Genomic DNA, 22,509 nt, shown 5'->3' on the forward strand with positions numbered 1-22,509 from the left:
CCAGAGAAGGCCCATGCACCGGGCGGCCACCTTGCCCGGCGTGCATGCGAAGATCGCGTAGTGCCTTGATCCGGACGCCAGAGGGCCGGTCTCGCCTTGAACTGAGCAGTGATCCAGTGCGGCCAGCGGCTTCCCGGAGCACTCGCTTCCTGCTCCCGATCAGCGCCGGCCGGTTCGAGGCCTGGAGCGGGAGGAAAGTCGGGGACGCGTCTGCGACATAGGTCGCAAAATTCCATCGTCATTGGTCTATAGATTAGTAGCGTTCTAAAGAGTATCATATTGGCATTACCAAAGATGTATCTAGAGATATATTAAGATACAAAACTAAAATCGGAGCAATACTGAATCTAGATGCAGAACACAGGGCGGCAGCCATGTATTATAGAGAGAAATTTGCCGAAAAAATCTGCGAGTTGAAGCGGGAAGGACGCTATCGCGTTTTTGCAGAGGTGCTGCGTGCGCGAGGACACTTTCCTGCCGCCGAGCAGTTCCTCGAACATGGCACACGCGACATCACGGTGTGGTGCGCGAATGACTACCTTGGAATGGGCCAGCATCCCGACGTGCTCGCAGCCATGCATGAGGCCATCAACTATGCCGGCGCAGGCTCGGGGGGCACGCGCAACATCTCCGGCACGACGCATTACCACGTCGAACTCGAGGCGGAACTTGCCGACTTGCACGGCAAGGAATCCGCCTTGCTCTTTACCTCCGGCTATGTGGCCAACGACGCGACGCTTTCGACCCTCGTCAAGCTGTTGCCGGGGGCAGTGGTCTTCTCGGATGAGAAGAACCACGCCTCGATGATCGAGGGCATCCGCCACGGCGGCGGAGAGAAACGCATCTGGCGCCACAACGACGTTGCCGATCTCGAACGGCAGCTCCGATCGGTCGATCCGGATCTGCCCAAGATCGTGGCGTTCGAGTCCGTCTATTCGATGGACGGGGACATTTCGCCAATCGCGGAGATCTGTGAGCTCGCCCGGCGCTACAATGCTCTCAGCTATCTCGATGAGGTCCATGCCGTCGGTCTGTACGGACCGCGCGGGGGTGGCGTCGCCGAGCGGGACGGGCTCGCCGACAGGATCGACATAATCGAGGGAACGCTCGCGAAAGGCTTTGGCCTGATGGGCGGCTACATCGCCGCCAGCCGTGATTGCTGCGACGCCATCCGTTCCTATGCGCCCGGTTTCATCTTCACGACATCGCTGGCGCCGGCCATCGTCGCCGGCGCTCTGGCCAGCGTCCGACATCTCAAGGCAAGCCAAACCGAAAGGCAGCGTCACCAGGAGCGGGCGCAGCTCGTGAAGCGCCGCCTTACGGAGGCGGGTCTTCCGGTGATGCCGAACCCCAGTCACATCGTGCCCGTCCTCGTTGGCGATCCGGTGCTGTGCAAATGGCTGACCGACGCGTTGCTCGACCGTTTTGCGATCTACATTCAGCCGATCAATTACCCCACGGTGCCGCGCGGGACGGAGCGTCTGCGCCTGTGCCCGTCCCCGGTCCACTGCGATGCCGACATTGATCACCTGGTCTCGGCACTTTCGGCGCTCTGGGAGGAGATGCATTTCACCGCGAAGGCAGCGGCAATCGCTGCAGAATAGGCGTTCCAAACTTCCTCACACCCCTTGCGAGAGACGCATGCTCGGGCTCGCCCTCAAGATGCTGTTCGGTGACCGGGCCAAGGTGCTGGGGCTGGTATTCGGCGTGGCCTTCGCAACGCTGCTCGTCACGCAGCAGGGCGCCATGTTCGTCGGCTTGATGACGCGCTCGCAGAACATCATCGCCGATGCCCAGGATGTCGACATCTGGGTGATGGATCCGTCGGTCGAGCATCCGGATCTGGTCCGGCCGATGCGTGACGGTGAGCTGTTCAAGGTCCGAGGCGTCCCGGGAGTGGCTTGGGCGACCCCGTTCTTCAAGGGAGGGGCACCCGTCAAGACCCAGGAAGGGCGCACGAAGGGCGCCGTCATTCTGGGCGTCGACGATGCAACCCTCGTCGGCGTGACCCAGCGCTTCGTCATCGGATCGCCCACGGATCTGCAGCGCCCCGACGCGATTGCGATCGACCGGGTCGGTTTCATGCAGCTCTGGCCCGGCGAGCCCTTGAGCGTCGGGAAAGTGCTGGAGCTGAACGAAAGGCGGGCCGTCGTGACCGCGATCACGGACGCCGCCCCGGCCTTCTCGGCACAGGTCATCATCCATGCGCGCTATAGCCAGGCTTCAAGCTATCTCCCGACCGGCCGCAACCGGCTTTCCTTCATTCTGGCCAGGGCCATGCAAGGCGCGGAGCCGTCTACGGTTGCTCGCGACATCACGGAGCGGACCGGTCTCAAGGCGCACTCCTCCGAGGAGTTTTCTCGGCAAACCGTCAGATATTATCTGCGCAACACGGGAATTCCGATCAGCTTCGGGACGACGATCGTGCTTGGCATCGTCGTTGGAGCAGCGATCGTCGGCCTGACTTTCAGCATGTTCGTGTCCGAGAACATCGCTCAATACGCGATGCTGAAGGTCATCGGCGTGACGAATATTCGCCTCGTCGGCCTGGTCCTGTTCCAGGCCTGCGTTGTCGGCGTCATCGGCTACGCGATCGGCACCGGGCTTGCCGCAGCCTTCTTCGCCTTCGCCTGCACTCCGACCTCCGCTTTGCGCGGCTTCGTCCTTCCCTGGTGGATCGCCACGGCGGTCGCCGGAACGATTCTGGTCCTGATCCTGCTGTCCTCATTGGCCAGCTTGCGACGCGTACTCGTCGTCGAGCCGGCAGTCGTGTTCTCGGGGTGAGGGATGCAAACCGTGACGGCACCTGACCGAAACCCGATTGCCGTCTCCTGCCGGGGCCTGGTGAAGCAGCTCGGCAGCGGCAGTATCCGGACGCGCGTGCTTCACGGCATCGATCTCGACGTGTTTCCGGGCGAGATGACGTTTCTGCTCGGTCCCTCGGGATGCGGCAAGACGACGTTGATCTCGACGATCGCCGGGCTTCTCGTGGCGGACGAAGGCAAGGTCGAGCTCTTCGGCACCAATCTCGCCGAGCTCGGCCGCAGGAGCCTCGTCCACTTTCGGGGCGCCGGCGTCGGCGTCGTCTTCCAGCAGTTGAACCTGTTCCCGGCCTTGACCGCGACGGAGAATGTCGCGGTCCCCTTGCTTGTGCAGGGGCGGGCGGGGGCTTCAGCGAAGGCCCTGGCGCAGGCCATGCTACGAGAGGTCGGGCTCGAAACTCATCTGACGAAATATCCCTCACAGCTGTCGATCGGCGAGCGGCAACGCGTCGCCATCGCGCGCGCGCTCATCCATGAACCGCGCTTGATCATTTGCGATGAGCCGACCTCGGCCCTCGACGGGGCATCCGGTCAACGGGTGATGGAGCTGCTGCGGAAGGTCGCTCGCGACCCCGGTAGGGCTGTCCTTGTCGTCACCCATGATGCTCGCATCGTACCTTTTGCCGACCGGATCGCGCATATGAGCGATGGTCGGATTACGCGGATTGACGTCCGTACCGAGAGGGAGGCTGCGTGATGATCGGCCGTTCCACCCTATTCGCCAGCATCCTGACCCTTACCGCCGGAATCTCGCTGGTCGGCGCCATTGCGTCGATGAGCGGGAATGACAATCGGCGTCCCCGCGCAGCGCCGCCGATCGAGCCGCCGACGCCGGTCCTGCTGGCTCAGGCGAATGACCGCGCGCTGCCGATTGGGGACCGTATTGGGGCCGTCGGGTTGGTCGAACCATCGAGCCAGGAGATGCAGATCGGGACGCATGCCTCGGGCAAGGTTGCGCAGGTCTTTGTCGAGCCCGGCGCCTCCGTGAAGCGCGACCAACCGCTTTTTGCGCTCGATTCCCAGGTCGCCGAAGCGGTATTGGCCCAGCGGCGAGGAGATCTTGCTGCCGCTCAGGCGCGCCTGGCGCTCGCCCGGGCGCGCGTGCCGGGCCTGAGGGCAGAGGTCGAGGCGGCACAGACCGCGGTCGACGCGACACGGGCGGAGCAGGATGAAGGCATCGACCTTGTTCGCGCCGCCTCCGGCCTGAATAGTGGCGCGACCATCACGGCACGAGAGATCACCCGGCGCCAGAATTATTTGCGCACCGCAGAAGCCAACCACAAGAAAGCCCGGGCACGGCTTGCGATCGCCCGCGCCAATCTCTCGCTTTTGGACGAAACCGAGGGGGTTGGAGCGTCAATCGCCGTGGAACTCGCCGGTCTCCACCAGGCACGGCAAGCGGTGACGCGTGCCGAGATCGACCTGGAGCAGCGAACGGTGCGGGCACCGGCTGACAGCTCGGTGCTGCAGGTCAACCTCCGGCCGGGGGAATTTGCCCAGGCGGGAGCGCTTGAGCAAGCGCTCATGGTCTTGGGGCGAACAGAGCCGATGCATGTCCGGATCGATATCGACGAGGCCGACATCCCGCGCTACAGCCCGGGCGCAGTGGCGACGGGTTCCGTTCGCGGCAGGGCCCAACACCGCCTGAAGCTCAATTTCGTCCGGGTCGAACCGCTGGTGGTGACCAAGCGTGCGCTCTCCGGACAGAAGACGGAGCGTTCCGACACCCGGATCCTGCAGGTCGTCTATGAAATCGAACCCGGATCACCTGCGGTCTTTATCGGACAGCAGATCGATATCTTCATCGAGTCGGAGCATGAGCCGGATAAGGATCGCAATTTCGTCTCTTACAATCATCGGAAGCAATAGCGGGATCGCATCGGACGGCGCGGCGTTTCCGGCCATGCGCCTCCCACGCGCGATCAGTCGGTGAGCTCCGCGGTTCGCGCGGGGCCGCTCCCCGTTGCCAAGGAAGCGAAGCGGTCCTCCGCGAACAGCTCCTCGATCGTCTGGAGCGTCTTGGTGTAGTGCGCGACGAGCAGAGCACAGGCCTCCTGCGGGGTGCCGTTGAGCACCGCTTTCATCAGCGCCTCGTGCTCGCTCTGGCCATTGCGCGGCATCCTGCCAAAGGCGTGCGAGATCGAGATATAGCGCGAGGCATGGTCGGCCAGGATCTCGCAGAATTCGAGCAGCCAGGGCGAGCCGCAATTCGCCAGCAGCGCCCGGTGGAAGTTGCGATGGGCGTCTTCCCAGGCCGCGCGCTCCACTGGAAGATCCGAGCGAAAGCGCGACAGCCGGTGGAGGGCAAGCACGATGCCTTCCTCCCAGCGCTCGTCGCGATGGCTCATCGCTTCCTCCAGCGCCCTGGTTTCGAGCCAGCAGCGGGTGCGGACCAGAACCCGCCAATCGTCGAGGGCAATCGTCGGCACCGTGAAGCCGCGCTGCTCGTGCCGCTCGACCAGCCGCTCCGAAGACAGCCGCGACAAGGCCTCGCGAACCGCATTGCTGCCGACGCCATAGGTCGAGGCGATCCCTTCGATGCGCAGCTTCTCACCCGGCCTGAACTCGCCCTGGATGATATCGCTGCGCAGCTTCTGGTAGACCGTCGTCGACAACGTGGTCTTTTCGGCAGCTTTTGCCATGTTCGTTTCTGCCCTGCTGCCGCTTACCGGGATGCCCTGGAAGAAATGGTGTTACTCGAACGCTGCCAGAAGACGAATCTGTACTGCATCCAGGATACTGCGCCGAACATGAAAAGCCCGAGCAGGCTGAGATAGATGATCAACGAGAAGACGCGCGGGGTGTCGAGCTGCGATGCGGCGACGCGGATCAGTTCGCCGAATCCCTGACCGCCGCCCAGAAACTCGCCGGCGATCGCGCCGGAGACCACGCTGATCGCCGCGATCTTCAACCCGGTGAAGAATTGCGGCAGGCCGATCGGGATCTTCAGCTTGACCAGCGTCTGCAGGCGTGACGCGCCGATGCTCTTGAACAGCATGCGTGCATTCTCGTCGGCCGCTTGCAGTCCGGCCGCGGTGCCGACGATGATCGGAAACACCGAGATGAAGGCTGCCAGCGCGACCTTGGACATGATGCCGAAACCGAGCCAGGCGACGAAGAGCGGGGCGAAGGCGAGTTTCGGCATGGTGTCGATCGCGACGATATAGGGCATCACCGCGCGCTCGCCGAAGCTCGTCTCCCCGACGAGGATGCCGAGCGTGACGCCGATCGCCAGCGCCACGGCGAAGCCCACGAGGACCTCGCTTGCCGTGACCCAGAAGGCCGGCAGCATATAGTCCCCGGCCGTCAGGTTGCGCCCGACGAAGCCTATGTCGCGCAGCGTATCGCCGGGCGTCGGCAGGATCAGCGGCGAGACGATCTCGGCCGAGGTGATGCCTTGCCAGAGCCCGAGGAAGAGCACGAGCAATCCCAGCATCGAGGCCCAGCGCGGGGCCTTGGATATCCACGAAACCTTTTCGATCCAGACCGTATCGGCGGGCGGGGCGCCTGCCCGCGGCTTCTCCGCGACATCGCTCACAGGAACGCTCCCTTGTCGAGAAGGCCGCGGATCATGCCGACATACTCGCCGAAGAGCGGCAGCGTGGTCATCTCCAGCGTCCGTGGCCGCGGCAACGCGATCGGGATGCTGCGCACGATCCGCCCGGGGCGCGACGACATCACATGCACGATGTCGGAGAGGATGACGGCTTCGGCGATGGAATGGGTGACCAGGAAGGCCGAGGCGTTGCGCTCCCGGCAAATGCGCTGCAACTCCATGTTCATGAAGTCGCGGGTGATCTCGTCGAGCGCGCTGAACGGCTCGTCGAGAAGCAGCACGTTCGGCTCCGAGATCAGCATCCGGCAGATAGCGGCGCGCTGCGCCATGCCGCCCGAGAGCTGCGAGGGGTAGGTGTCCTCGAAACCCTTCAGCCCAACCAGTTCGAGCAGAACGCGAGCTCGCGCCGCGGCCGTCTCGGCCGCTGCGCGCCCTTCGCGAACTTCGATCGGCAGCAGGATGTTCTGAAGCGTCGTCCGCCACGGAAACAGCGTCGCCTGCTGGAACATCATCCCGATATCGGCACGTGCGCCGAGCACCGGTGTCCCCGCCAGCATCACCCGGCCCTTCGAGGGCGGCGTCAATCCCGCCATGATCTTGAGCAGCGTCGACTTCCCGCAGCCGCTGGAGCCGATGACCGAATGAAACTCACCTTGCCGGAGAACCAAGTCGACGCTCTCCAGCGCCACCACGCGCTCGCCATAGGACTTCGAAACCGCTGCGAGTTCGTAGACCGGCCGAGGTCGCGCCTCGGCCGATAGAGTCGCCGTCACCGTCATCGCGGAGCGTTCCAGGCCGTGACGAGATCGTTGGAATAAGCCCTGGTCAGGTCCGGCAGCGGCTTCTTGAGGTCGCCCGAAGCAACGAGCGTTTGTTGCCACATCTCCCAGGCTGCGGGGTGGTTGTAGCCGAAGCCCTTGGCGGGATCGATCGGGCTGGTCAGCTTGTAATAGACGTCGAGCAACGCCTCGGCGAACGGCATGTTTTCGAGCTGTTGCGGATTGCCCATGCGGGCATGTTTCAGGGTCGCGGCCCGATTGGCGGGGTCGATCCCGAACTTGGTGCCCCTGACCAGCGCGCGCCCGAAACGCTCCAGCAGGTTGCGGTTCTCGTCGAGGTACTTGCGCGTCACCACATAGCCGTTGCCGAAGAAGGACTGGAACGGCGGCGGCGTCAGTGAGCGCAGCTTGACGCCGCGCAGCGTCAGCGTCGCAGCGCCCGCCGTGTCGGAGGCATAGGCGTCGATCGCCTTCTGCATGAAGCCGGCGACGGCCATGCCACCCTCGCCAACCGTGATGAACTTGTAATCCTGGCCTTCCTTCATGCCATCGGCGTCGAAGATGGAGCGCACGAACGCGACCTCCGCCCCGTCCGCCGTGCCGACGCCGATGACCTTGCCCTTCAGGTCGGTCGGCTTCTGGAACGGCGAAGCCTCCGGCACGACGAGGTTGAACTGGCTGCGCGTGAAGTAATTGTAGACGTAGACCAGATCCTGGCCCCGCTCGCGTGCCGCCATCAGCGGCCCCGGACCGGGATGGGCGAGTTGCGCCTGGCCTGCGAGCAGGGCCTGGATGGCCTGGGCTGAACCATTGACGCTGCGCGGCTGGATCTTGAGCTTCTCCTCGGCGAAATAGCCTTCGCCGATCGCGGCATAGAGGGCGAAGTAGCCCAGGCCGCCCGGGCTCGGATAGACGATCGTGAGCTCGTCTTGCGCCTGCGAATGCACGCGCGACGCTGCGAGCGCCAGCGGCAGGCCCGCAGCCGCCGCCATGAACTGCCTACGTTTCATCCCGTTCCCCTCGGTTTTCTGATCCGGACAGAACGATGCATTATCGATAAGGAGTGTCAAATAAATTCAGATTAAGTTATTCATGACAGAAATATGCAGATTTATCTGGACAGGTCCACCGCGGCCCATATGCTGTCCCGATCGTGACCCAGCGCATGGCTTTCCAGATGACGACGCTCGCAGACTTCGCCGTTCCGGCACCCACCCTCCAGTCGCTGCCCATCGAGGGCTCAACGGCGCGGTTCCCGATCCGGCGGATCTATTGCGTGGGTCGCAACTACGTGGCCCATGTCAGGGAAATGGGCGGCGACGAGACCCGCGATTTCCCGCTCATCTTCCAGAAGCCGGCCGATGCGATCGTCCAGGGCGGCGGCACCGTGCCCTATCCGCCGATGACCGACGATTTTCATTTCGAGCTCGAGCTCATGGTGGCGATGAAGTCAGGCGGCTACAACATCCCGCAAGATGAAGCGCTCGAGCATGTCTTCGGCTACGGCATCTGTCTCGACATGACCCGCCGCAGGCTGCTCGATACGCCCGACGGTCCGCGGATTCCGTGGGAGCTGAAGAAATCATTCGACCACTCGGCGCCCTGCGGCCCGATCTACCCGGTTGAACAGGTGGGCCACCCGTCGACGGGGACAATCCGACTCGAGGTGGACGGCGTTGCCCGCCAGGATTCCGACCTCTCCCTGATGATCTGGCGCACGCCCGAGATCATCGCGACGCTCTCGAAATATTATTCGCTCGAGCCCGGCGATGTGATCATGACCGGCACGCCGCATGGCGTCGGCGCGGTCGTTCCCGGCAATGTTCTCGTCGGGAGCATCGAGAGCCTCGGCGCGCTCACCGTCACGATCGGCGCGTCGCCGCTGGCGGGCTGACGCCAGGCACGGCGATGCGCGGATTGCACGGCTTTCCCTGCCGGATCGCCCTCATGCCTGGCCGGCCTCTGCGCATCGACTGGCCCGGTCAGACCAGGGTGGGGGACGGATGGCCTCCCGTCGTGGAGGCGCCCAATCGAGCGGAGCGTGCCGGGCCAATGATCGGCACGGGCTGGCCGCTCGGCCCTGAGTGGAACAAGCGCTCGCCCGGCAGGGTTTATCGCGAAGCTTCCCCAGGAGGTCTCGCCATGCAGCTATCGGCCAAGGACAGATTGATCGCCGCCCTCGTGGCTCAACTCCATGCCGAGCGCGAAACGCGGGATGCGCTCGCCTTTGTCATCGCGAATGGCCAGCGCGACCGGGATGTGCTGAGCGCGATCCTCACGGATCCGGTGCCCGTTTTCACGCGAGATGACCTGCTCCATGCCGAAGAGCTCGTCCGACACTATCGCAACCGCCGAGAGGCGGCGTAAGGCGGTCACGGCTACCGGTTGCGAAGCGCCATTTTCAATCTGTCAGCGCTGCTTGGGCGATGTTCATTTCTTGATTCCGGACGCGGATCGGCGTTTAATTTTCATCCTGCCTGAAAGACCGCGCTGACCCTTCGGGTCTTCGTTGTGAGAGGTTCTTGGTCGGAAGCGACGAGAGGCCGCCCCATGGAGCGAAGCACCGACCGTCAGGCGACGGCCGCGGTCCGCAGCAAGCCTACCGAGGCTGCGAACGATCTGACGCGCCACGTTCGGGAGCAGACGACACTCTTCCACTTCACCGATCGGTTGTTTCGAGCCCGCACGCTCGTCGAGATTTACGAGAGTGCGCTCGACGCCATTTGTGAGGCCCTCATGTGCTCGCGGGCGTCGATCCTTCGCTTCGACGAGGGCGGAAGGATGCGTTTCGTCGCCTGGCGCGGCCTCTCGGACGGGTACCGGGCCGCTGTCGACGGCCACTCGCCCTGGAAGCGCCATGACCGCGAGGCCGATCCGATCTTTGTTTCGGACATCTCCCTCTCCGGGGAAGCGCGGCCACTCATCGAAACCATCATCGGCGAAGGCATCCATGCTCTGGGCTTCATTCCGCTTGCCGGAACCGATGAACTGGCCGGCAAGTTCATGGTCTATTATGACACGCCGCGGGTCTTCACCGATCACGAGCGCGATCTCGCCCTGCTCATCGCACGCCAGCTTGGCTTTGCCATCGAACGCCAGGCCGGGGACGCCTCGGCCCGCCGGCTGACGGCGCTCGTCGAATCGTCGGATGACGCGATCATCGCCAAGGATCTGGACGGCGTTATCACGGACTGGAATCCGGGCGCAGAGCGCCTTTTCGGTTATCGGCGCGAGGAGGTTCTCGGCCAGTCGATCATGCTGCTCATTCCGGAAGATCGGCGGGATGAGGAGCCAGCGATTCTGGCGCGCATTCGCGCCGGAGAGCGCATCAATCACTTTGAGACCATCCGCCGGCGCAAGGACGGAGCGCCCGTCGCGATCTCGCTGACCATTTCGCCGATCAAGGACGCCAGGGGCGAGATCGTGGGGGCGGCGAAGATTGCCCGCGACATTTCGGATTGGCAGCGTGCGCAGGAGCAGCAAAACATGCTGCTGCGCGAGATGAACCATCGGATCAAGAACGTGTTCGCGCTCACGAGCGGCATCGTCAATCTCAGTGCGCGGTCGGCCTCCAGCCCGGCTGAGCTCGCGGCAACGGTTTCCGAACGTCTCGCCACCCTGTCACGCGCCCATGCGTTGACGATGTCAGCCGTGGCCGCGGGGGGCGAACCGGCAGCAACCACGCTGCATGCGCTGATCGCGGCAATATTGGCTCCGTATCAGGCCGGTGAACGGCCACGCAGCGAGGTTCGCGGTGCTGATATTCCGGTGCCCTCGACCTTGGTCACCTCGCTCTCGCTGCTGCTCCATGAGTTCGCGACCAACGCCGCGAAGTATGGCAGCCTCTCTGCCGAGGACGGCATGGTCGAGATCACATGTTCGGATCGATCGTCCGAGTTCGTGATCGTCTGGCGTGAACGCGGGGGACCGTCACCGACGACCACAGGAAGCGAAGGCTTCGGCAGCCGGTTGGTCAAGGCGACGGCAAGTCAGCTTGGTCGGATCAGCAGGGTTTGGGACCCGTCGGGCGTGGTCATCGAACTTGTCATCGAGCGTGACAGGCCCGACAGCTGACGCGTTCGCCAAGCGTCCTCATCGGGCGCGTTCCAAGGCTGCCCTGCGCTCCCGGATGTCGCGGCTCTCGGCCAGCGCCTGATTGCTTCGCCGGTTCGGCAGGACGGTCCTCCTCAACACAGCTCCAAGTACCGGCTACCAGGCCGTTCGATGGGAGTGGCCGGGAACATGTGACGGTGGAGGGCGTTACCGCTTCACTGGCACATAGCCATCCAACCCGATGGAGATGTTCATGAAACGCGTGATTCTGACGTCGCTGTTCTGCGCCATGACGGCGGTTGGCGCGCTGGCGCAGACATCGACAACGGCCCCCACACCTTCGCCCAATGCACCGGCCGACAAGAATGCGCCGCTGCCCGGCGCGAACAGTTTTACCGAGGCCCAGGCCAAGAGCAGGCTGGAAGCGAACGGCTACACCGCGGTCAGCGCGCTCCAGAAGGATGACAACGGCGTCTGGCGCGGCAAGGCGACGCTCAGTGGCCAGCAGGTCAGCGTCGCTGTCGACTATCGCGGCAATATCGTCCGCAACTGACAAGAAGGGAGAAATCGATGACACGGACCATCACCCGTTCCTATGAACACCACGATGATGCGAGCGACGTCGTGTCCCGGCTGGAGGCCGCGGGCATTGCATCCGACAATATCAGCATGATCAGCCACGGCGATGTCGGCGACGAGAGCAATGCCGAGGAAGGCGCGGCCCTCGGCGGCGCCGCCGGTGGCGCTATCGGCTTGCTGGCCGGGCTCGGAATGCTTGCCATCCCGGGCATTGGGCCCGTGGTTGCGGCAGGCTGGCTTGCGAGTACGGCAGCAGGCGCGGTCGGTGGTGCCGCCGTCGGCGGCCTCGTCGGAGCGCTGACCAGTGCCGGCGAAAGCGAACGCGACGCAAACTACTACGCCGAGACCGTACGACGCGGCGGTTCGATCATATCGGTGCGGGTTGCCGATGTTCGCGCGGCCGAGGTCGAGGCGATCATGGATGGCGCCGGACCGATCGATCCGATCGCGCGCCGCGCTGAATATGAGCGCGAGGGCTGGCGACGCTTCGATGAATCCGCCGCGCCCTACCGCAACATCGTCTAGCGAAACGGAAGGCCTGTCGCTCGATAGCGGCAGGCCTCCTTCCAGTGTGATCTTCAGGGGGCTCGGCACTTCACGAAACAGGGGCGAAGACGAAGCAGAGCCCCGCGGCAGGAGCTTTCGGTGTCCGGTCTCGATCTCTATCGCGCCAAGCGCGACTTCACCCGCACGAAGGAGCCGCAGGGCAAATCGATCAGGCGCAAGGCCGCCGATCGGGGAAGCGCCTTCGTCATTCACAAGCATGCGGCGAGCAGGCTGCATTACGACCTGCGGCTCGAACATGACGGCGTGCTCTGGTCATGGGCCGTCACCCGCGGCCCGAGCCTGGATCCAGACGACAAGCGCCTGGCGGTCCATGTCGAGGATCACCCGCTTGAATATGGCGGCTTCGAGGGAACCATTCCGGCGGGGCAATACGGCGCAGGCTCGGTCATCATCTGGGATGAAGGCAAATGGCTGCCCGACGGGGATCCCGACGCCGGCCTGCGAAAAGGGCATCTCGCCTTCGCACTCGAGGGCCATAAGCTTGCCGGACACTGGCATCTGGTCCGGTTGAAACCACGCCGTGGCGAAAAGCGCGAGAACTGGCTGCTGATCAAGGTCGACGACGAGGCTGCGCGCAGCGACGAGGACATCCTCGAAGTGGCCCCGAACTCCGTGAAATCCGGGCTGAGCGTCGAGGAAGTCGGCCGCTCCGAGGCTCATGGCAAGGAGTGGACGAGCAATCGCGGCGGGGCGCGAAAGGCAGCGAGCGGGAAGGCTGGAGCCTCCCGCGCCGACACGATGCCCCGCTTCGTTCCGCCCTGTCTTGCGACGCTTCAAGCGAAGCCGCCGGCGGGCGAGATGTGGTTGCATGAAGTCAAATTCGACGGCTACCGACTGCAGGCCCGCATCCACGACAGCGAGGTCGCCCTGCTGACGCGCACGGGGCTTGATTGGACCGAGCGCTTCGGGACAGGGCTGCGTGACGCATTCGCGGATCTGCCTTGCAAAGCGGCGCTGATCGACGGCGAAGTCGTGGCGCTGAACGAGACCGGAGTTTCGTCTTTCTCTGCCCTGCAGGCGGCCCTCTCCGATGGCAAGATCGGCGCCCTCGTCTTCTTCGCCTTCGATCTGCTCCATCTCGACGGGGACGATCTGATGGAGGAACCCCTGATCGCGCGCAAGAAGCATCTGGAGGCGCTGCTGAAGGACGCTGGCGAGAATGAACTGTTGCGGTTCAGCGAGCATTTCGTCGAACCCGGCGAGACCATGCTGCGTCATGCCTGCCGCATGGGCCTGGAGGGCGTCGTCTCGAAACGCAGTGACGCTCCCTATCGCAGCGGCCGGGGCCGCGACTGGATCAAGTCGAAATGCATCCAGCGCCAGGAATTCGTGATCGCGGGCTATGTCCCATCGACCGTCTCAAGCCGACAACTGCGCTCGATCCTGATGGGCTATTACGAGGGCAAGGTGTTCAAGCCTGCCGGGCGCGTCGGCACCGGCTTTACCCGGAGCTCGGCCGCAGCGCTCAAGACGAAGCTCGACCGGCTGAAGACGGAGACATCTTCGTTCGAGGGCGCGGCGGCGCGGGAGCGCGGTATCGTCTGGGTCAAGCCGAAGCTCGTGGCCGAGATCGAGTTTCGCAGCTGGACGGCGTCGAAGACGCTGCGGCACGCTTCCTTCCTTGGACTCCGCGACGACAAGCCCGCCAACGAGGTGAGGGCCGAATTGCCAATGAAACCGCAAACCAAAGCAAGTCCAAAGCCGGCGCCCGGCAAGGCCGGAAAGGCCAAGCACCCGCCCATGACGACGAGCATCGTGCTCAGCAATCCCGATAAGGCGCTATGGCCCGATATTGGCCTGACCAAGCAGGGGCTGCTCGATTTCTACGCACATGTCTGGCCGCGGATGGAGCCTTTCGTCGTCGGGCGGCCGCTCAGCCTGCTGCGCGCGCCGGATGGCATCGACGGGCAGACCTTCTTCCAGAAGCACGCTTCCCCCGGCATGCCCGATGTGATTGCGCGACACCGCGACAGCGATGGCGAGGAACTGCTCTTCATCAAAGATTTCGACGGGCTTGCTGCTCTGGTGCAGTTCGGCACCGTCGAGGTCCATGTCTGGGGAGCGACCATGGCCGAGATCGAAACCCCGGATCAACTGATCTTCGACATGGATCCCGATCCGGGCATCACGCTCGATCACCTGCGCAAGGCAACGATCGCCGTACGCGACCGGCTTGGCGAGCTCGGATTCACCGGTTTCCTCAAGACTTCGGGTGGCAAGGGCTATCACGTCGTCGTGCCGTTGAAGCCAGTGGCCGATTGGGCTCAGGTCAAGACCTTCGCCCGCGATTTCGCCAAGGCGATGGAGCAGGCCGAGCCGCAGCGCTTTACCGCGACGCTGTCAAAGAAGGCCAGGAAGGGCCGCATCTTCATCGACTATCTCCGAAACGGCCGGGAGGCGACGGCGATCGCTCCTTATTCGACCCGGGCGCGCCCGGGTGCCCCGGTGGCGATGCCGATATCCTGGGAAGCGATCGAGGAGATCGCGCCGAACGGTTGCACTGCGACCGACAGTGCGGCTGATCTCCCGCCGGACGGCGGCTGGTCCGAGTTCAGGCGCTCCGCGCGTCCCCTGAAGCGGGACAAGCCGTAGGGACATGGCCGCGGACAAGCCATCCCGCGCCCCTGGACGGCTGCGGATCGTCAACCCCGCGGACTTGACGATCCGCAGGGTCGGCCGCGGCAGAGGCTTTGCCTATATCGACGACGCAGATGCTCTCGTGCGGGATCGGGCCACGCTTGAGCGGATCCGCTCACTCGTGATTCCTCCGGCGTATTGCGAGGTCCGCATTGCGACCGATCCGCGGACCCATCTCCAGGCGATCGGGCGGGACGAGGCCGGGCGGCTGCAATATCTCTATCACCCGGAGTGGGAGCGGGTCCGCGAACGCCGCAAGCTGAAGCGACTGCGGCGGCTGATCGAGGCGCTGCCCCGCCTGCGCAGGGCGGTTGCCGATGATCTGAAGGCGCGTCCGCTCTGCCGCAGGAAAGCGCTGGCCTGCGCGGTCGCCATCATCGATCGCTGCCATCTGCGCATCGGCGGCGAGCCATACGCAAAAAGCAATGGCAGCCATGGTGCGTCGACGCTCCTCAAGCGCCATGTCGAATTGACCGCCTCGCGGATCGACCTGCTGTTTCGTGGCAAGGGCGGAAAACAGATCGCGTGCTCGCTGCAGGATGGCTCGCTTGCCCGCGCATTGGGCCGGATCGCGGCGCTGCCCGGCCGGCGGCTGCTGCAATACCGGGACGATGACGGCACTGTGGTGCCGGTCCATGCCGCCGACATCAACGCCTATCTCCGCGAGGTCTCGGGACTCGCCATCAGCGCCAAGGATCTGAGGATGCTGGCGGGCAACGCCGCGGCAGCAGAGCTGCTGCTTGCCAGCCAGATCATCACCGGCGACGGCAGCGAGAAGCGGCAGCTCGCCGAGGTCATGCGCGCCGTCTCGGAGCAGTTGGCGAACACGCCTGCCGTGACACGCAAAAGCTATGTCCACGCCATCGTGGTGAACGCCTATGCCAACGGCAAGCTCGCAGCCTCCTTCGAAAAGGTCCGCGCCGGGGGCGGTTGTTCCCGCATCGAGAGGGCCCTTGCCTTGCTTGCTGCATGAGGTGCGTCACCATCGCATGATCAGGCCGAAGCCGAGCCTGTCATCGCGCCCCTGTTCCAGATCAGGACGAGTCGTGGATATGCGATCTTTTGCGTTGCGAACAAAACGCGAAAAATGATCGAATATGAGACATGTTCGCTCTCGATTCGCTGGTGCCGCCAAGCTATCTCGACAGACTCAACCCCGCGCAGCGCCGCGCGGTCGAGCATGGCGTCGGCGCGCGGCCCGGTCCCTTGCTGGTGATCGCGGGGGCGGGATCCGGCAAGACCAACACGCTCGCGCACCGCGTCGCGCATCTGATCCTGAACGGTGCCGATCCGCGCCGCATGATGATGCTGACATTCTCCCGCCGCGCGGCGGCCGAGATGGCAAGGCGGGTGGAGCGCATCGCTCGCGAGGTTTTGGGCGAGGGGGCAGCCGTCATGACCGACGCGTTGACCTGGGCGGGGACCTTCCACAGCGTGGGAGCAAGGCTGCTTCGAGACTATGCGCCCGAGCTTGGGCTCGATCCGAACTTCACAATTCACGACCGCGAGGACAGCGCCGACCTGATGAATCTCGCTCGCCACGAGCTTGGCTATTCGAAAACGGAAGAGCGCTTTCCCAAGAAGGGGACCTGCCTTGCGATCTATTCGCGCTGTGTGAATGCCGAAGAGCCGATCGAGGCCGTGCTGGGCGCCGCCTTTCCCTGGTGCGCATCATGGGCAGGGGAGCTGAAGCAGCTCTTTTCGGCCTATGTCGAGGCCAAGCAGGCGCAGAACGTCCTTGATTACGACGATCTCCTGCTGTGCTGGGCGCAAGCCGCGAGCGAGCCCAGCCTTGCCGCTGAAATGGGCGGTCGCTTCGACTATGTCTTCGTCGACGAGTATCAGGATACCAACAAGTTGCAGGCCTCGATCCTGCTCGCGCTCAAGCCCGATGGTCAGGGCCTCACCGTCGTCGGCGATGACGCGCAATCGATCTACTCGTTCCGCGCCGCCGAGATCCGCAACATCCTCGATTTCCCCCAGGCTTTCAGCCCGCCGGCGCAGGTGGTCACGCTCGACCAGAACTATCGGTCGAACCAGCCCATCCTGGCCGCCGCAAATGGGGTGATCGAACTCGCCCGCGAACGCTTTACCAAGAACCTCTGGACCGATCGTCAGTCGGCCGGCAAGCCCCAGCTCGTCAATGTTCGCGACGAAGCCGACCAGGCGCGCTTCGTCGCCACCCGGGTGCTGGAGAACAGGGAAGCGGGTCACGCGCTGAAGCAGCAGGCCGTGCTGTTTCGCGCCTCGCATCACAGCGGGCCGCTCGAGGTCGAGCTGACACGGCGCAATATTCCGTACAAGAAGTTCGGGGGGCTGAAGTTCCTAGATGCCGCCCATGTCAAGGACATGCTGGCGATGCTGCGCTTCGCCGAGAACCCGCGCGACAGGGTTGCCGGGTTTCGCTTGCTGCAATTGCTTCCCGGCGTCGGGCCGACCTCCGCGCAACGCGTGCTCGATCAGGCCGGCACGGCGAATGATTTCGCAACAGGCCTTGCGGAGCTGTCTGCACCCGCGCGTTCGGGCGATTCCTGGCCGGATTTCGTCACGACATTTCGGGCGCTCCGCTCAGGCATAGGCTGGCCGGCCGAGATCGAGCGGGCCCGTCTCTGGTACGACCCTCATCTCGAGCGCATGCATGAGGATTTCACCACGCGTCGCGCGGATCTGGTTCAATTGGAGCAGATCGCCAGTGGTTATCCTTCCCGCGAACGCTTCCTCACCGAACTCACCCTCAACCCGCCCGACGCGACGAGCGATGAGGCGGGGCCGCCATCGCTGGACGAGGATTTTCTCATCCTCTCGACCATCCACTCCGCCAAGGGACAGGAATGGAAGTCAGTCTTCCTGTTGAACACGGTGGATGGCTGTCTCCCCAGTGACCTCGCCGTCGGAGAAACCGCGGAGATCGAGGAGGAGCGCAGGTTGCTCTATGTCGCGATGACACGTGCCAGGGATGACCTGCATCTGGTCGTGCCGCAGCGCTTCTTCACCCATGGCCAGCCGGTTCGAGGGGATCGGCATGTCTACGCCGCACGCACGCGGTTCATCCCGCACGCCCTGCTGCACCTGTTCGAGCAGACGACCTGGCCAATCGAGCAAGCTCAGTCCGCGACGCGGCAGCGCAGCGGCGTGAGAATCGACGTCTCGGCACGGCTCAAGGGCATGTGGCGTTGAAGCATCAGTCCGAAAGTGGGATTGCGTTTTCGCGGAAGGCCGATGCAATCACAGGACGCCCGATTGGCGCCGGCCCGCATTTTGCTTCCTCCCCTCAAGCTCTCGTTAACCTGGAAACCGCAGCCTTCCTTGCTGACCTGACTCAACTTTAATTGGAGTTCCTCTATGGATGCCTTCACGATGGTGATCGTTGCCTGCATCTCCGGCGAAGCAAATTGCACTGCCGCCCGGATCAGCGAACAGGGCTTCACGACGGCGCAGGCCTGCGAAGCCCGCATCGACGACATCGCGCGCTCGATGACGGTGGAGTTCGGAAAGCGACCGGAATTCAAGGGCCGTCAGGTCACCTATGACGTTTCCTGCATGGACAAGGATCAGCTCTGGCACAAGCTTGGCGTGACCCAGGCGGAGATCTGATAGCCGCCGCTGGCGACGCCCTGGTCTCTCGCGGCTCGCGCGTTTTCGAACTCCGGTCGGCGGAGGGCTTCTATGCCTCGCCCAACTGAAGGATCTTCGCCGCATCGGCTTCGTCGCGCAGGCCCTTGTAAGTCGCGTGGCGAAGCTTGCCATCGTCGGTCCAGCCCCGGAATTCGATCTCGGCAGCCAGCACTGGCGAAACCCAGCGCACGCCCGTTCGCTGGGTCGCTATGGGGGGACGTGGAACGAACCTCGCGTCCAGACGCGTCTTCAGGGCCGCGCCGGCCGCATCGGTCCAGCCGTTGCCGGCACCACCGACATAGACCAGACCATCGGCTTTCGCCGCTGCGAGCAGGAGCCTGCCAATTCCGCCATAGCCGACTGATGGCTCATATCCGACAATGGCGAAGGTCTCGGACTGGATGCACTTGATCTTGAGCCACTCACCCCCGCGGCCGGAGCGATAGGGCGCATCCAGGCGCTTGGCGATGATGCCCTCGAGACCGAGCTTGCAGGCAAGCGTGTAGAATGCCTCTCCGTCGGCAATCACGTCCTCGCTCAGCAGGATTCCGGGAGGGGCGCTATCGATTGCGTCGGCCAGGATCTCGCGCCTCTGCGAAAGCGGCAGGTGCCGCAGATCCTGTCCGTTGAGGTAGAGGATATCAAAGGCAAACAGGGTCGCGAACTCGGCGCTGTCCTTGCCTTCTCGCCCTCCGAGCGCTTGCTGCAGTGCTAAGAAATCCGACTTTCCGCTCCGGTCGAGTATGACGGCCTCACCATCGAGGATGGCGCTGTCGACGACGATTTGCTTCGCGGCCGCCACGATCGCGGGGAAACGGGTCGTCCAATCCCGGCCATCTCGCGTGAGCAGGCGCACCTCGCGCGATGGCTCGATGTGAACGGCAAGCCGGTAGCCCTCCCATTCCACCTCGAAGGACCAGCTTGAGCCTCTGGGGGGCTTCGCCGCCGCGCTGGCAAGGCATGGCTCGATATGGGCCGGCATGGGATCGTCACCTGGTGCGCTGTCGTCCGGGACATGGGCCTCTCCCGGTGTGGTGTCAGATGGCACAACCGTGCCTTTCAACGCCTCGGAACCGGGGCCGGACCGTGACATTTGGCGCGCGCGCATGACGGCTTCTCCTCCACCGCAGACAAACGCCGGACAGCGGGCACTCGTTCCGATGGCGTGGAACTTCGTGCCGTCTCAGCAGTTAGATATAGTGGTGCTATCGGGTGCTAACATGGGTTCGCTACCTCGCGCTTTTCATCCCAAGCGGAAACCTGGACGTCCCTCCGATCGACGGGCGCTGAATGGTCGTCCCCGGCCGGCTGCCATCATGCCGACCGAGCTGTCGCGCGAGATGTGTGAGGATGAGGACGGCAAGCGCTACGCGGTCATCGTCTGGCGGCTCTATCCCGGTCTCCGCAGCATCACCTACACGCTCGATAGCGGTGCCCTCGTGAATTTTGTCGACGAGCGCAGGTTCGAGATCGCCAGAACCGGCTTGATCATCACGCGGCTGGAGTGAAGGTCGGCCGATCTCGGGCGGCTTCGATGCTAGGTTGCCCTGCGCCACGGGGAGGGTGCTCTCAATGCCCGATGGTCCCATCAAGTCGGATGGTTCTGCCAGGTCGGCGGGTTCTGCCAGATCAGAATGCCCGTCCATGACGATGCGCACGCATGAAGACTATCGCGACGCGTGGGAGCGCATTCGCCAGCTCGAAGGCGTCCGGCCGAGCGCTGCCCGCGACCATGAGCTTGCTGCCCTCAAAGCGGCGGTCCAAGATTACGAGCCGCGACAGACGCCGTTGCGGCCGTCGCGATGATCTTGTGAGATCTGGGCCGCGCTCGATCGCCGGACGTGATCAGGGCTCGGCGCGCGGTCTCGTTGCGCCCGCGTCCTTCATGACGAAGCGGCGCTTCGCCCCGAGCCGAGTCACCAGTGCATCGACGAAGCGGACATCGGGGGTAAGGTTGTGTGCCCCGTTCTGGTGAGCCTTCTTCAATTGCTTGAGAAGTGCGCGGGCCGATGCTTCTGCCTCTGCAATCGACGAGGCGAGACTTGAAGGGTGAACCGTCCGTTCGCCCACGCGAACCGTTCGTTCGCCAGCGGGATCCATCCGCATGCATTCCTCCATCTACATCTTGGCGCTCGGCCTCCGGTGTCGGCAAGCCTTGGTCAGGGCCTCTTCCGCGCTGGCGGCTGATCGCCTTCCAGGCTCTTCTTCAGGGCTTCAAACAGGTTGACGACATTCCCTGGCTGCTCGGTCTCGCTGTCTCGCCGCAGCTTGCCCTTGCGCCGCTTCTTCGAGGCGATGAGCTTCAGCAGGTGCTCCTGGACGGGATCCTTCACCATGTCCGGCGACCAGGGTCTGGTCCGTTCCTTCACCAGCTTCTTAGCAAGCTGCAACAGGCCACTGTCGGGGCTCGTCTTTTCGATCTCGGCAAAATAGGGCTTGGCGTCGCGTACCTCATCGCCGTAGCGCAATGTCCAGGCGATGATGCCTCGCTCGCGCGCCTCGAGCATCACCGCTCGCTCGCGGCGATAGAGGACGACGCGCGAGATCCCAGCCACCTTGCTGGAGGCCATCGCTTCGCGAATGACCGCGAAGGCTTCCTCGCCGATCTCGTCATCCGGCAGCAGATAATGGGGCTTGTCGAGATAGGACCACTCGATTGTCTCGCGCGGGACGAACATCTCGATGTCGATCGTGCGGGTGCTCTCAAGCGCGAGATCATCGAGCTCTTCGTCTTCGAGCAGGACGTAGTCGTCTTCCCCCCTGGCATAGCCCTTGATCTCGTCAGCCTCGCGGACCGGCTTGCCAGTCCCGGCATCGACATAGCGACTGACGACGCGATGACCGGTGGCGCGATTCAACGTGTGAAACCGGACCTTCTCGCTCTCCGTCGTCGCCGGCATCATCGCGACCGGGCAGGTCACCAACGAGAGCTTCAGGTAGCCCTTCCAGAAGGGGCGAGGGGGCATGACACGACTCCACGTGACGCACTGCGATTCAATGCGCTGGAACGCTTGTGGTTCCCGATGCGTTGAGTCCGATGTTGCGGGTGAGTGGAGTGAGGGTGATGGCGGCGATCCGCGCGAACTGGAAGGGTTATCTCAAGATCGGCGAATTGAGCTGTCCGGTTGCGCTCTATACCGGCGCCTCGACATCGGAGCGGGTCTCCTTCCACACCATCAACCGGGCGACCGGGCATCGCGTCCGGCGTGAGTTCATCGACGCGGAGACGGGCGATCTGGTCGAGCGCGACGAGCAGGTCAAAGGATTCGAGGTCGACAAGGACAGTTATGTGATGGTCGAGCCCGAGGAGGTCGCAAAGGCGATCCCCGAGAGCAACAAGATCCTGGCCGTCGGAGCCTTCATCGCCAGCAACGACATCGATACGCTCTATTTCGACAAGCCCTACTATCTGGCCCCGGCCGGGCCGGTGGAAAACGAGGCCTTTGCCGTCATTCGCGAGGCCATGCGGGCGGGGAATGTCGCCGCGCTCGCTCATGCCGTGCTGTTCCGGCGCTATCGTGGCCTGATGATCCGGGCCCATGGACTCGGAATGGTCGCTCATACGCTCAGCTTCGACTACGAGATCCGCTCCGCCAGGGACGTCTTCGGCGGCATCCCGGCGCGAAAAATCCAGCCGGAAATGTTGAAGCTCGCCAGGCACATCATCGAGACCAAACGCGGGACATTCGATCCGGCGGCATTCGACGATCGCTACGAGGCTGCCATCGCCGAACTGGTCAAGGCGAAGCTGGAGGGCCGGTCGGTCAGGCGGAAGAAGGCCCCGGCCACGGCCAAGGTGGTCGACCTGATGGAAGCATTGCGCGCCAGTGCCGGAGTCAAGACGCGTGCCAAACCTGCTGCAAAACGTTCGGCCGCACATCAGCGAAAGGCTGGTTGATCG

23 protein-coding genes are annotated in these 22,509 nt (G+C 63.9%); 16 read left to right on the forward strand and 7 right to left on the reverse strand.

The genetic code is table 11. The annotated features are described in order from the left end of the window. Window positions 1-374 precede the first annotated feature (374 nt). Genes hemA through FG93_RS10925 form a run of 4 tightly spaced genes read left to right on the forward strand, consistent with a single transcriptional unit; the run spans window position 375 to window position 4,691 of the window. Entirely contained in the window at window positions 375-1,604 is a 1,230-nt protein-coding gene (hemA, locus tag FG93_RS10910; RefSeq protein WP_043234384.1) for a 5-aminolevulinate synthase, read from the forward strand. A 37-nt stretch (window positions 1,605-1,641) separates the two neighbouring features. Beyond that, the gene (locus FG93_RS10915) at window positions 1,642-2,784 is read left to right on the forward strand and encodes an ABC transporter permease (protein WP_043234385.1); all 1,143 of its coding nucleotides are present in this window, start codon (window positions 1,642-1,644) and stop codon (window positions 2,782-2,784) included. 12 nt (window positions 2,785-2,796) lie between these two features. Beyond that, window positions 2,797-3,519 carry an ABC transporter ATP-binding protein gene (locus FG93_RS10920; protein ID WP_244448567.1) on the forward strand — a complete coding sequence of 241 codons (723 nt, stop codon included), beginning with the start codon at window positions 2,797-2,799 and terminating at the stop codon, window positions 3,517-3,519. After that, the gene (locus tag FG93_RS10925; RefSeq protein WP_043234387.1) at window positions 3,519-4,691 is read left to right on the forward strand and encodes an HlyD family secretion protein; all 1,173 of its coding nucleotides are present in this window, start codon (window positions 3,519-3,521) and stop codon (window positions 4,689-4,691) included. The genes FG93_RS10920 and FG93_RS10925 overlap by 1 nt, the downstream gene beginning before the upstream one ends. 53 nt (window positions 4,692-4,744) lie before the next feature. Here FG93_RS10925 and FG93_RS10930 read toward each other — a convergent pair whose 3' ends face one another. From FG93_RS10930 to FG93_RS10945, 4 genes are read right to left on the reverse strand one after another with little or no spacing between them, the layout of a single operon-like run. Beyond that, entirely contained in the window at window positions 4,745-5,464 is a 720-nt protein-coding gene (locus FG93_RS10930) for a GntR family transcriptional regulator (protein WP_043234390.1), read from the reverse strand. Between the two features lie 23 nt (window positions 5,465-5,487). Then, complete coding sequence (locus FG93_RS10935; protein ID WP_043234391.1) at window positions 5,488-6,360, reverse strand: ABC transporter permease; 873 nt, start codon at window positions 6,358-6,360, stop codon at window positions 5,488-5,490. Continuing rightward, window positions 6,357-7,157, reverse strand: a complete 801-nt coding sequence (locus FG93_RS10940) for an ABC transporter ATP-binding protein (RefSeq protein ID WP_043234393.1) — start codon at window positions 7,155-7,157, stop codon at window positions 6,357-6,359. The genes FG93_RS10935 and FG93_RS10940 overlap by 4 nt, the downstream gene beginning before the upstream one ends. Then, the gene (locus FG93_RS10945) at window positions 7,154-8,167 is read right to left on the reverse strand and encodes an ABC transporter substrate-binding protein (protein ID WP_043234395.1); all 1,014 of its coding nucleotides are present in this window, start codon (window positions 8,165-8,167) and stop codon (window positions 7,154-7,156) included. Before FG93_RS10945 ends, FG93_RS10940 begins: the two co-directional genes overlap by 4 nt. Window positions 8,168-8,334: 167 nt before the next feature. Between FG93_RS10945 and FG93_RS10950 the strand changes: the two genes are divergently transcribed. The 9 genes from FG93_RS10950 to FG93_RS10990 all read left to right on the forward strand — a co-directional run bounded on the left by FG93_RS10950 (window position 8,335) and on the right by FG93_RS10990 (window position 18,587). Then, window positions 8,335-9,051 (forward strand): fumarylacetoacetate hydrolase family protein, encoded by a 717-nt coding sequence (locus FG93_RS10950; protein WP_043234440.1) that lies wholly within the window; start codon window positions 8,335-8,337, stop codon window positions 9,049-9,051. Window positions 9,052-9,299: 248 nt separating this feature from the next. After that, a complete protein-coding gene (locus tag FG93_RS10955; protein WP_043234441.1) occupies window positions 9,300-9,524 on the forward strand; it encodes a hypothetical protein in 225 nt (74 codons plus the stop codon). A gap of 183 nt (window positions 9,525-9,707) precedes the next feature. Beyond that, window positions 9,708-11,231: a PAS domain S-box protein gene (locus tag FG93_RS10960; protein ID WP_081881450.1), complete on the forward strand. Its 1,524-nt coding sequence runs from the start codon at window positions 9,708-9,710 to the stop codon at window positions 11,229-11,231. Window positions 11,232-11,463: 232 nt separating this feature from the next. Next, window positions 11,464-11,763, forward strand: a complete 300-nt coding sequence (locus tag FG93_RS10965) for a PepSY domain-containing protein (RefSeq protein ID WP_043234444.1) — start codon at window positions 11,464-11,466, stop codon at window positions 11,761-11,763. 17 nt (window positions 11,764-11,780) lie between these two features. Beyond that, a complete protein-coding gene (locus FG93_RS10970) occupies window positions 11,781-12,314 on the forward strand; it encodes a hypothetical protein (protein WP_043234396.1) in 534 nt (177 codons plus the stop codon). Window positions 12,315-12,434: 120 nt separating this feature from the next. After that, window positions 12,435-14,948: a DNA ligase D gene (ligD, locus tag FG93_RS10975; RefSeq protein WP_043234397.1), complete on the forward strand. Its 2,514-nt coding sequence runs from the start codon at window positions 12,435-12,437 to the stop codon at window positions 14,946-14,948. 4 nt (window positions 14,949-14,952) lie between these two features. Further along, window positions 14,953-15,966: a DNA topoisomerase IB gene (locus FG93_RS10980; RefSeq protein WP_081881451.1), complete on the forward strand. Its 1,014-nt coding sequence runs from the start codon at window positions 14,953-14,955 to the stop codon at window positions 15,964-15,966. Window positions 15,967-16,097: 131 nt separating this feature from the next. Then, window positions 16,098-18,170 (forward strand): ATP-dependent helicase, encoded by a 2,073-nt coding sequence (locus FG93_RS10985; RefSeq protein ID WP_043234399.1) that lies wholly within the window; start codon window positions 16,098-16,100, stop codon window positions 18,168-18,170. 165 nt (window positions 18,171-18,335) lie between these two features. Next, window positions 18,336-18,587: a hypothetical protein gene (locus FG93_RS10990; RefSeq protein ID WP_043234400.1), complete on the forward strand. Its 252-nt coding sequence runs from the start codon at window positions 18,336-18,338 to the stop codon at window positions 18,585-18,587. Between the two features lie 70 nt (window positions 18,588-18,657). Here FG93_RS10990 and ligD (FG93_RS10995) read toward each other — a convergent pair whose 3' ends face one another. Further along, entirely contained in the window at window positions 18,658-19,716 is a 1,059-nt protein-coding gene (gene ligD, locus FG93_RS10995; RefSeq protein ID WP_244448568.1) for a non-homologous end-joining DNA ligase, read from the reverse strand. Between the two features lie 208 nt (window positions 19,717-19,924). Between ligD (FG93_RS10995) and FG93_RS11000 the strand changes: the two genes are divergently transcribed. Together FG93_RS11000 and FG93_RS32850 are read left to right on the forward strand one after the other, a co-directional pair. After that, window positions 19,925-20,116, forward strand: a complete 192-nt coding sequence (locus FG93_RS11000; RefSeq protein ID WP_043234402.1) for a hypothetical protein — start codon at window positions 19,925-19,927, stop codon at window positions 20,114-20,116. A gap of 136 nt (window positions 20,117-20,252) precedes the next feature. Further along, the gene (locus FG93_RS32850) at window positions 20,253-20,414 is read left to right on the forward strand and encodes a hypothetical protein (protein ID WP_161783805.1); all 162 of its coding nucleotides are present in this window, start codon (window positions 20,253-20,255) and stop codon (window positions 20,412-20,414) included. A gap of 39 nt (window positions 20,415-20,453) precedes the next feature. Here FG93_RS32850 and FG93_RS11005 read toward each other — a convergent pair whose 3' ends face one another. Beyond that, the gene (locus FG93_RS11005; protein WP_152579390.1) at window positions 20,454-20,714 is read right to left on the reverse strand and encodes a hypothetical protein; all 261 of its coding nucleotides are present in this window, start codon (window positions 20,712-20,714) and stop codon (window positions 20,454-20,456) included. A 53-nt stretch (window positions 20,715-20,767) separates the two neighbouring features. Beyond that, window positions 20,768-21,574 carry a Ku protein gene (locus FG93_RS11010; RefSeq protein WP_043234406.1) on the reverse strand — a complete coding sequence of 269 codons (807 nt, stop codon included), beginning with the start codon at window positions 21,572-21,574 and terminating at the stop codon, window positions 20,768-20,770. Between the two features lie 98 nt (window positions 21,575-21,672). Here FG93_RS11010 and FG93_RS11015 point away from each other — a divergent pair, with 98 nt between their 5' ends. After that, window positions 21,673-22,506: a Ku protein gene (locus FG93_RS11015; protein WP_043234409.1), complete on the forward strand. Its 834-nt coding sequence runs from the start codon at window positions 21,673-21,675 to the stop codon at window positions 22,504-22,506. Window positions 22,507-22,509: the final 3 nt, after the last annotated feature.

Source organism: Allobosea sp. LC85 (genome assembly GCF_000735605.1).
In the GTDB taxonomy this organism is placed as follows: domain Bacteria; phylum Pseudomonadota; class Alphaproteobacteria; order Rhizobiales; family Beijerinckiaceae; genus Allobosea.